The 9910-nt window shown below is 70.0% G+C and carries 6 protein-coding genes; all 6 read left to right on the top strand.

All coding sequences use genetic code 11. From position 1 onward, the window contains the following. On the top strand, positions 1 to 142 hold a 142-nt coding region (locus Q8Q88_RS03965), incomplete at its 5' end, for a helix-turn-helix domain-containing protein (protein ID WP_305673904.1). A gap of 236 nt (positions 143 to 378) precedes the next feature. Next, positions 379 to 2775: a M20/M25/M40 family metallo-hydrolase gene (locus Q8Q88_RS03960; protein WP_305673901.1), complete on the top strand. Its 2397-nt coding sequence runs from the start codon at positions 379 to 381 to the stop codon at positions 2773 to 2775. Positions 2776 to 2798: 23 nt separating this feature from the next. Further along, complete coding sequence (gene arsC, locus Q8Q88_RS03955; protein ID WP_305673900.1) at positions 2799 to 3149, top strand: arsenate reductase (glutaredoxin); 351 nt, start codon at positions 2799 to 2801, stop codon at positions 3147 to 3149. 182 nt (positions 3150 to 3331) lie between these two features. After that, a complete protein-coding gene (locus tag Q8Q88_RS03950) occupies positions 3332 to 4693 on the top strand; it encodes a M23 family metallopeptidase (RefSeq protein ID WP_305673899.1) in 1362 nt (453 codons plus the stop codon). A 182-nt stretch (positions 4694 to 4875) separates the two neighbouring features. Then, complete coding sequence (locus Q8Q88_RS03945; RefSeq protein ID WP_305673898.1) at positions 4876 to 8232, top strand: PAS domain S-box protein; 3357 nt, start codon at positions 4876 to 4878, stop codon at positions 8230 to 8232. Next, entirely contained in the window at positions 8232 to 9851 is a 1620-nt protein-coding gene (locus tag Q8Q88_RS03940) for a response regulator (RefSeq protein WP_305673897.1), read from the top strand. The genes Q8Q88_RS03945 and Q8Q88_RS03940 overlap by 1 nt, the downstream gene beginning before the upstream one ends. Positions 9852 to 9910 lie beyond the last annotated feature (59 nt).

The following is a 9910-nucleotide window of genomic DNA, read 5'->3' as shown; positions in this document are numbered from 1 at the left end:
CGAGCTGAAGATCATCGACGTGTTCATCTGCAAGCTGCGCAAGAAGCTGGCCGCGGCCGCCGACGGCAAGCACCACATCGAAACCGTCTGGGGCCGCGGCTACGTGCTGCGCGACCCGCAAGAGGGCCAGGTCGCGGCCTGAGCGACCCGCCCACCTCTCTAAAAAGACCCGAACGCCCGCCGCTCCTTCCGGCGGGCGTTTTCTTTTTGGCGCCCCCGTCAATCAGCACGACCACATTCGAACCTCCTCCTCTCCCCCCGCCTTCGGGGGGAGAGGAGGAAGCTGAACAGCATGGGGTCCCCATCGGCGTGTCGCTTCGCTTACCGGGAAGGACCGGCTAGGTTGCGGCCCACTGAGATCGCTGGGGAGGCGGGGCCGTGGGAAGACTGATCGCGCTGGCCGTCTGCCTGGCCATCGCCCTGGGCCTGGCCTGGCGCTCCGAGCAGACGCCGGCGCCCGCTCCGATCACCGCGCCCCAGGCCGATTTCTCCGCCGCCCGCGCCCTGCCCGACGTGGTCGCCATCGCCCGGACGCCGCACCCCATCGGCTCGGAAGCGAACGCGAGGGCGCGCGACTACCTGCTCCGCCGCATGAAAACGCTCGGCCTGGAGACCCAGGTCCAGGCCACTGACGCCGCGGCCCGCCACGAATTCGGCGATGAGGTCTATGTCATCGGCGGGCGGGTGGAGAACCTGATCGGCATCCTGCCCGGCGCCGACCGCACCGCCCCGGCCCTGGCGATCATGGCCCACTATGACAGCGTCCCGGGCTCCCCCGGCGCGGCCGACGACGCCGCCGGCGTGGCTGCCGCCCTGGAGATCGTGCGCGCCCTGAAGACCAGGGGCCGGCCCGCCCGCGACGTGATCCTGCTGATCACCGACGGCGAGGAGGCGGGCCTGCTGGGCGCCGAGGCCTTCTTCGCCGACCACCCGTTGGCCAGGCGCATCGGCTTCGTCATCAACATGGAGGCGCGTGGCGGCGGCGGCCGGGCGCAGATGTTCCAGACCGGCCCTCGGAATGGCGAGGTGATCGACCTCTTCCGCAGGACCGCAGTCTCGCCCGCCTCCTCGTCCTTGACGGTGTTCCTGTACGAACAGATGCCCAACGACACCGATTTCACGGTCTCGAAGAGGGCCGGCGCCCCGGGCCTGAACTACGCCTTCATCGGCCGCCAGTTCGACTACCACGCCCCGACCTCGACGCCGGCGAACCTCGACAAGGGATCCCTGCAGCACATGGGCGTGCAGACCCTCTCGGCGGCCCGCGAACTCGCCTTCGCCGAGACCCTGCCCGGCAAGGCTCCCGACCTGGTCTACGCCAACACCTTCGGCGACCACATCCTGGCCTATCCCCAGCCCGCTGGCTGGGCGGTCCTGGCCCTGGCCGTCATCCTGCTCGGCCTGGGCGTCTGGCAGGCTCGGCGCGTCGGCGCCCTGCCCTGGCTGGACGTGGCCAAGGGCCTTGGCGCGGCCCTCTACCTGATCGCGATCTCCGCGGCGCTGCTGCGCGTGGGACGCCGGGCGACCGGCGCCGATTTCGGCTTCATGGAGCAACGGGTGCTGCTGGCCCAGGTCAACCGCTGGGAGATCGCCGTCCTGATCCTGGGCGTCGGCGCCCTGGTCACCGCCGCGGCGGCGGCCGGACGCGGACGCATGCGGCTGGCCGCCGCGGTGCTGGCGCTGGCCGCGGGCCTCGCATGCTCGATCTTCGCCGGCTGGGACCCGATCGGCGCGGGCCTGGGCGCCGCCGGTGCGGTGCTGGCCCTGGCGAGCTTCGGCCGGCCGACCGGGGTGGCCGGCGCCTGGACCGGCCTGCTGATCAGCGGCCTGCTCGCCGCCGTCGGGCTGCAGGTCTTCGCCGCGCCCGCCGGCTTCTTGGTCGCCTGGCCCGTGACCATAGGCGCCGCGGCCGCCGCGCTGAGCGCGCTCGGCGCGCGGCGGTCGGGGGCGAGCCTGACGCTCATCACGGCGCTTGGGGCCTTCACCCTGAGCTGGCTGCTGGGCTTCGGCCACGGCATCTTCCAGGGCCTGGACCTGCCCGAGCTGCTGGCCCTGGTCGTCTGGCTGTCGGCCATGGTGATCTGGCCCCTGGTCCAGCCCCTGGAGAACGAGAAGAACGCCCGCACCCTGGGCCTGGCCATCCTGCTGCTGGGCTTCGTGGTCGTCGCCGTGGTGCGCCACGACCCGCCGTGGAGCGCGCGTCATCCGCGGGCGAGCCAGGTTCTCTACTATGTGGACCTCGACGCCAACCGGGCCCTGCGGGTCAGCCGTACGCCGGACATCACGCCCTGGGCCAGCCAGGTCCTGACCGCCGACGGCGGTGAAGTCAGCCGGGAGAAGCTGCCGCTCATCTATCGGCGCGAGCTGCGGGTCGCTCCGGCCAAGCCTGTCAATGTGGCTGGTCCCACGCTTGCCTTCACGGCGGGACCCGGCGGCGCCAAGACGCTCAGCCTCACCCTGCCGCCCGGCGCTCGGATCGCCGCCCTGGACCTGAAGCCCTCGACGGCGCTGACCGGCGTGAGCGTGAACGGCCGGCCAGTGAAGGCGTTGGAGACGGCCGGCCAGTGGACCCGGGTCCGGTGGCAGAACGCGCCGCAGGGCGTGACCGTCGCCTTCCGCGCCGGCGGCCCGGGCGGGATGGAGGTCCGCTACGCCACGATCATCGAGACCTGGCCGGCGGGCGCCAAGCCGCTGCCGCCCCGGCCCGCGGACGTGATGGCCTTCGACACGGACAGCGCCACGGTCGCGGCGGCCTCTCGGCGGTTCACCTGGTAGGCCGGGCGGGCTAGAAAGGCCGGATGAGCGACATCGTCATCTATCACAACCCCGACTGCGGGACCTCGCGCAACACCCTGGCCCTGCTGCGCGACAAGGGCTTGGAGCCCACCGTCGTCGAGTACCTCACCACTGGCTGGAGCCGCCAGCAGCTGGAGTCCCTGACCCTGAGGATGGGGGTCAGCGCCCGCGAGATCCTGCGCGAGCGCGGCACGCGGGCGGTGGAGATGGGTCTCACCGACCCCTCGACCTCGGACGAGGCGATCATCGCGGCGATGATCATGGACCCGATCCTGGTGAACCGCCCGATCGTCACCACCCCCAAGGGTGCGGCGCTGTGCCGTCCTGCCGAGCTGGTCTTGGGTCTGCTCTAAATGGGCCGTGCGAATCCGTCGCGCCGCGGTCTCGGAAAAGACTTACCCGGGATTAACCAAACCCGTTGACGATGTGGAGGCCCGGGACACGCTACCCTGCCGCCGGACACATCGTTTTCGACGCCCGTCTTGAAGGCTCGCGCTTCGGGCCTTGGGCGTCGTCAGTATTGTGGGGGCTTAGATTGCAAGAGTTCGATCCGCGACGTCCGACCTTCCGCGTCACGCCTCGACTGATGGTCGGCGTGGCCGGCCTGGCCGCCCTGGCCCTGGGCTGGCGCCTGACCGCCACGGAAAGCCTGGCCCCCGCCAAACCGCCACTCGACCCCGCCGCCATCGCGGCCCTGCAGCACGCCGCCTTCACCCAGGCCGAGGCCCAGCCGGGCTTCACCCGGCCCGAGAGCATTCCGGTCAAGATCCAGCGCGGCGAGACCTTCGAGGACGCCGTCCAGCGCGCCGGGGTCGCCCCGGATGAAGCCCGCCAGGCCGTCGAGGCGCTCGGCGAGGCCATGGACACTGTTCACATCAAGGCCGGCATGGCCTTCGACGCCGCCGTCGCCCACCCGCGCGGCCAGCGCGGCCCCGCCCGCCTGGTCGGCCTGTCGCTGCGCACCGGCCCCGCCAACTCCATCACCCTGTCGCGCACCTTCGACGGCGCCATGCGCCTGCGCGAGATGGAGGAGAAGATCCGCGAGGAGCAGACGGTGGCCCGCGGCGAGATCACCGGCTCGCTCTACGAGAGCGCCTCGCGCCTGGGCGCCAACCCCTCGATGGTCGGCAGCATGGTCAAGCTGTTCGCCCACAAGGTGGACTTCGACCGCGACCTGAAGCCCGGCGACGACTTCACCCTGGTCTTCGACCGCACGGTCACGGAGAGCGGTCGCACCATCGGCACCGGCGACCTGGAATACGCTTCGATCAAGGGCATCGAATTCTACCGCTTCAACCGGGCTGGCGGCGAGGTCCAGTACTTCGACGCGACGGGTAAGAACATCAAGGGCTTCCTGCTGCGCACGCCGGTCGACGGGGCGCGGATGACCAGCCGCTTCGGCATGCGCCGCCACCCGATCCTGGGCTTCAATCGCATGCACCAGGGCATCGACTTCGGGGCCGGCTCCGGCACCCCCATCGTCGCCTCGGGCGACGGCGTGGTGGTCGAGGCGCGCCGCTGGGGCGGCTACGGCAACTGGCTGCGCATCCGTCACTCGGGCGGCTGGGAGACCGGCTACGCCCACCTCTCGCGCTACGGCAAGGGCGTGCGGCCCGGCACGCGGGTTCGCCAGGGCCAGGTCGTGGCCTATGTCGGCTCCACAGGCGCCTCCACCGGCCCTCACCTGCACTATGAGATCTGGAAGGGCGGCAAGCGGGTGAACCCCGTCGGCGCCAAGGTGCCCCAGGGCACGGTCCTGGCCGGCTCCGAACTCGCCGCCTTCCGCGCCCAGAAGAACCGCATCGACCGCATGGTGCGCGGCGAGGACGCCGAGCAGGAAGCCGACGCCCAGAAGCTGGCCCTGGCCGAGACCGACCGCGTGGGCCTGCGCCGCTAGCGCTCGGCGGGCGCCCAGCGGCGCCTGGCCATCTCCAATAGGCGCCAGCGGCCACTGTGATACGCTCTGAAGTTGTCGAGCTTCACCTTCGCAGTGTCCACGTGTGCCGATCGCGCAATGTGGTCCCCAGCCACTGCGGGATCGACGCAGCGAAAGCCTTCGGGTGGCTTGGATTGGACAACATGACAGCAACCTCCGACGCCGTGGTCCTGCCTCGCGCCGCGGGCGTCGTGCTAGTCGCCTTTTTTCTCATTGGCTGGGCGTTGCTGGCAGTCGGCCGGGCGGATTACCCCGACCTCCACACGATCCTGGACACCGGCCTGGCGCTGCTGTCCGGCATCCTGGCGCTGCTGCTCTGGGACATGGGGGTCCACGCCGAGCGCCCATTCCCGAAGTGGCTGGCCGTCGCCTTCGCCGCGACGTTCGTGTTGAACCTGGTCCATGTCTTGGTGACGGTCGAGTGGTCCGGGCCGCTGGCGGCGATCGCGCAGGCGAAGGGCGTCCTACGAGCGGCGACCTGGCCGCCGTCCACGCACCTGTTGCCGCTTGCTATCGCCGCGGCGCTCTGGCTGCTCCGGCGCGGCGGCGGCGGCATCGTTGGATACACCGCGGTGATCGTCGCCCTGGCGGCGGCGCTGTCTGCCGTTTTTCAGCTTGGGCCGACCTATCTGCCACCGGGGCCGCTGGAGATCACCCGCCCGGCGCTGATCGCGGCGCCTTGGCTGTATGCGGTGGTTGCTGTGGCGGCGTGGCGGATGCGCGCCGGCGAGCCGTTGCTGAGGCCGATCGCCTGGATGGCCGCCACAGCCTTCGTCGCCAACATCGTCATGCTCTATTCCAGGGCGCCCGACGACGGGCCAGCGATGGTCGCCCACCTGGGACGGGTCACGGCCAACCTGATGCTGCTTCTTACCCTGATGCAGATGGCCTCGCGCGACATGCGCGACCGCATCCGCGCGGAGACCCGGCTCGCACGGCTGAACCAGGAACTTGACCAGCGGGTGCTCGAGCGGACAGCCGAACTCGAAGCGGAGATGAAGGCGCGCCGGCAAGGCCAGCAGCTGCTCGAAGCCGTTGTCGAGAACAGCCCGGCCGTCATCTACGTCAAGGACCTGGCGGGGCGGTACCTGATGGTCAACCGCCGCTACGCCGACATCTTCCACGTCGACCGCGACGCCATGATCGGCAGGACGGACCACGACATTTTCCCGAAAGAGATCGCCGAGACGTTCCGAGCGATGGATGCACGGGTCGCCGCGGCCGATCAGCCGCTCACGGAGGAGGAAGTCGCCCCCCAGGACGACGGGCCCCACGCCTACATCTCTGTGAAGGCTCCCCTCCGGGACGAGTCCGGCCAAACCTACGGCGTATTCGGCATCTCGACCGATGTCACCGAACAGAAGCGCGCCAGCGACGCCCTCGCGGCCAGCGAAGAGCGCACGCGCCTCATCGTCGAGACGGCGCTCGACGCGGTGGTCACGATGGACAGCGCGAGCGTGATCACCGGCTGGAACCCGCAGGCGGAGCAGGTCTTCGGCTGGACCCGTGATGAGGCCGTGGGCCGGACGGTCGAGGCGACCATCATGCCGGAGCGCTATCGCGAGGCCCACCGGCAGGGACTGGACCGCTACCTCGCCACCGGCGCGACATCCCTCCTCAACAAGCGCATCGAGATCGCCGCGCTGCATCGGGACGGTCACGAGTTCCCGGTTGAGTTCGCGATCACGGAGATCCGCTCGGGCGAGGCGGTCACCTTCGCCGGTTTCGTTCGCGACATCACCGAACGCAGGCAGGCCGACGCCAAGCTGCGAACCCAGCTCGAACGCTTGGCTCTGCTCGACGAAGTCACCCGCGCGATCGGCGAGCGCCAGGACGTCCAGAGCATCTTCCAGGTCGTGGTGCGCAGCATCGAAACCCAGCTGCCGGCCGATTTCGCCTGCCTGTGCCTCTATGACGGTCTGGACCGGGCATTGACCGTCGCGGCCGTCGGCGTGGGCAGCCAGCCGCTCGCCCTCGACCTCGCCATGCCCGAGCGGGCGCGCGTCGACATCGATGAGAACGGCTTGTCGCGCTGTGTGCAGGGCCAACTCGTCTATGAGCCGGACATCGCCGATCTGGATTTTCCGTTCCCCAAGCGGCTTGCCGGCGGCGGGCTCCGCTCGCTGGTGGCCGCGCCCCTGCAGATCGAGAGCAAGGTCTTTGGCGTCCTCGTGGTGGCGCGCTTCCAGGCGCAGGGCTTCGCGAGCGGCGAGTGCGAGTTCCTGCGGCAACTGAGCGAGCACGCCGCGCTCGCCATACACCAGGCCCAGCTCTACGACGCCTTGCAGCACGCCTACGACGACCTGCGCCGGTCGCAGCAGGCGGTGATGCAGCAGGAGCGCCTGCGCGCGCTGGGCCAGATGGCCAGCGGCATCGCCCACGACATCAACAATGCGCTCTCGCCGGTCGCGCTCTACACCGACTCCATGCTGGAGACGGAAACCGGCCTCAGCCCCACCGCCCGCGGAAACCTGCAGGTCATCCAGCGCGCCGTGGAGGACGTAACCCAGACGATCGCCCGGATGCGGGAATTCTACCGGCCGCGCGAACCCCAGCTGGCCCTGACGACGGTGAAGCTCAACGACCTGATGCAACAGGTCATCGACCTCACCAAGGCGCGTTGGAGCGACATGGCTATACAGCGAGGGAAGGTCGTTGAGGTGCAAACCGAGCTCGCTCCCGACCTGCCCCTGGTCATGGGCGTGGAGAGCGAGATCCGTGAGGCGCTGATCAACCTCGTCCTCAACGCCATCGATGCGGTTCCCAACGGTGGCACGCTGACCTTGCGGACCAAGGTGGCCGCTGCCGGCGGCGACGCCCGCGCAGTCCACGTTGAGGTGGAGGACGACGGCGTCGGCATGGATGAAGCCACGCGCCTGCAATGCCTGGAGCCCTTCTTCACCACCAAGGGCGAGCGCGGCACCGGCCTGGGGCTGGCGATGGTCTACGGCGTCGTCCAGCGGCATGGCGCGGAGATGGACATCCGCTCCGCCGCCGGGACAGGAACCACCGCCCGCCTGAGTTTCCCCGTCCCGACGACGGCGCCGGTCGCGGGCGTGTCGAGCGACGGTCCGGCGACCCCGCTGCTCCGGCTGCGCCTGTTGCTGGTCGATGACGATCCCGTGCTGCTGAAGGCGCTGGGCGACACGCTACTGACCGATGGACACCTCCTCGTCATCGCCAATGGCGGTCAGGCTGGCATCGACACCTTCCGCGCCGCGCATGCCGGCGGCGAGGCGTTCGCGGCCGTAATCACCGACCTGGGTATGCCTTATGTCGACGGCCGCAAGGTGGCGGCGGAGATCAAGGCGCTCTCACCCTCAACCCCGGTGCTGCTGCTGACCGGCTGGGGCCAGGGATTGATCGCGGAGGTCGACATCCCCCCGCACGTGGACCAGGTGCTCAGCAAGCCGCCCAAGCTCGGCGAAATCCGCGAGGCCCTGGCGCGGCATTGTACGGCGTCGTTGGCGGACCACGCCGTGGCGGAAGGAGGATCCTGATGGTCTCCGCTCCGCATCACCCCCGCATCCTCATCGTCGACGATGACCCGGCGATCGTGGCCGCGCTCAGCCAGACGCTGCACCTGCAAGGGTACGAGCCCGTCGGCCTCGGCGATGCGCAAGCCGCCCTCGACGCCTTGCAGACGAGCAAGTTCGAGGTGCTGCTCGCCGACCTCACCATGCCGCAGATGAGCGGCCTCGAGCTACTGCGCGAGGCGCGACGGCGCGATCCTGCGCTCGTCGGCGTCATCATGACCGGCGAGGGCACCATCGGCACGGCCGTCGAGGCGATGAAGACCGGCGCGCTCGACTATGTCCTCAAGCCCTTCAAGGTGGCGGACATCGTGCACGTCCTCGCGCGCGCCTTGGCCACGCGACAGCTACGCCTTGAAAACCGGGAGCTCCAGGACAGCGTACGCGAACGGACCGCGGCGCTGGAGGCCGCGTTGCGGGACCTCGAGGCGCAGACGGCCGAGCGCCTCAAGGCCGAGCAGGCGCTGATGCAGGGCCAGAAGATGGAGGCGATCGGACGGCTGACCGGCGGGGTCGCGCACAACTTCAACAATCTGCTGATGGCCATCGATGGGGCCCTCCACCTTCTCGACAAGAAGCTGGACGCGGACCACGTGGGGCGGAAGTACATCGACGGCGCACGCCAGGCGACGGACCGGGGCGCCAAGGTGACCAACCAGCTGTTGGCGTTCTCGCGGACGCAACGGTTCGACCTGCGGCCGATCGACGTCTGTGGCGCGCTTGCGAACGCCGCGCCGATCTTCGCCCAGGCGCTTGGTCCCACCATCTCGTTGAAACTTGACCTGCCGCTGGACGCGGCCTGGGCGATGACCGACCCGGACCAGCTTGAGCTGGCCGTCATCAACCTCGCCATCAACGCGCGCGACGCCATGCCCGACGGCGGCGAGGTGACCCTGGGCGTGGCCCGCGAGGTGGCTGTCGGCGACGGCCCGGCAAGGACCGCGGTCTGGCTGCGCGACACCGGCATGGGGATGTCGGAGGAGACGCGCTCGCGAGCGCTCGAGCCGTTCTACACCACCAAGGACCGCGGCAAGGGCACGGGCTTGGGCCTGGCCCAGGTCTATGGGTTCGCAAACCAGTGCGGCGGCGAGGTCGGGATCGAGAGCGCGCTTGGCGCTGGCGCGACCGTCCGAGTCCGCCTGCCGCCCGCGGAGCCATCGGCCATCGAATCTCCCGCAACCGACAAGATTGAAAACACTAGCGGCCTGGAGGGCGCGTCGGGCGTCCGATTGCTGGTGGTGGACGACGACGACGCCGTGCGCCAGGTCCTGGTCGATGGCCTTCGCCTCGAAGGCTTCGAGGTCTTCGAAGCGGCGGACGGGCCGGCGGGCCTATTGGCGTTGGCGCGCGAGACGCCCGACGCCCTGGTGCTCGACTACGCCATGCCGGAGATGAACGGGGCCGAAGTGGCCCGACGCGCGCGCGCGCTGCGTCCCGGCCTGCCGGTGGTGTTCTGCAGTGGCTATGCCGACACCCTGGCCCTCGAGGGCGTCGACGACGCCCTCATTGCGCGCAAGCCGGTCGCCGTGCCCGCCCTCGCGCGCATGGTCTCGGGACTGCTCGCGCCGCGCCTTGGGTCGATCTGACGGTTTCTGACGCAGGCCGACCGTCCACGAGCCTGCGTGAGCCCTGCGGTGCTGGGAGG

Origin of the sequence: Phenylobacterium sp., from assembly GCF_030697925.1 — a bacterium.
Classification (GTDB): domain Bacteria; phylum Pseudomonadota; class Alphaproteobacteria; order Caulobacterales; family Caulobacteraceae; genus Phenylobacterium.
The sequence above is the reverse complement of the archived record's forward strand: the minus strand, read 5'-3'. Positions and strand labels throughout refer to the sequence as shown.

Coding starts and splice junctions, on each gene's coding strand:
- arsC (WP_305673900.1), top strand. CDS start 2,799: ATGAGCGACATCGTCATCTATCACAACCCCGACTGCGGGACCTCGCGC.
- Q8Q88_RS03945 (WP_305673898.1), top strand. CDS start 4,876: ATGACAGCAACCTCCGACGCCGTGGTCCTGCCTCGCGCCGCGGGCGTC.
- Q8Q88_RS03940 (WP_305673897.1), top strand. CDS start 8,232: ATGGTCTCCGCTCCGCATCACCCCCGCATCCTCATCGTCGACGATGAC.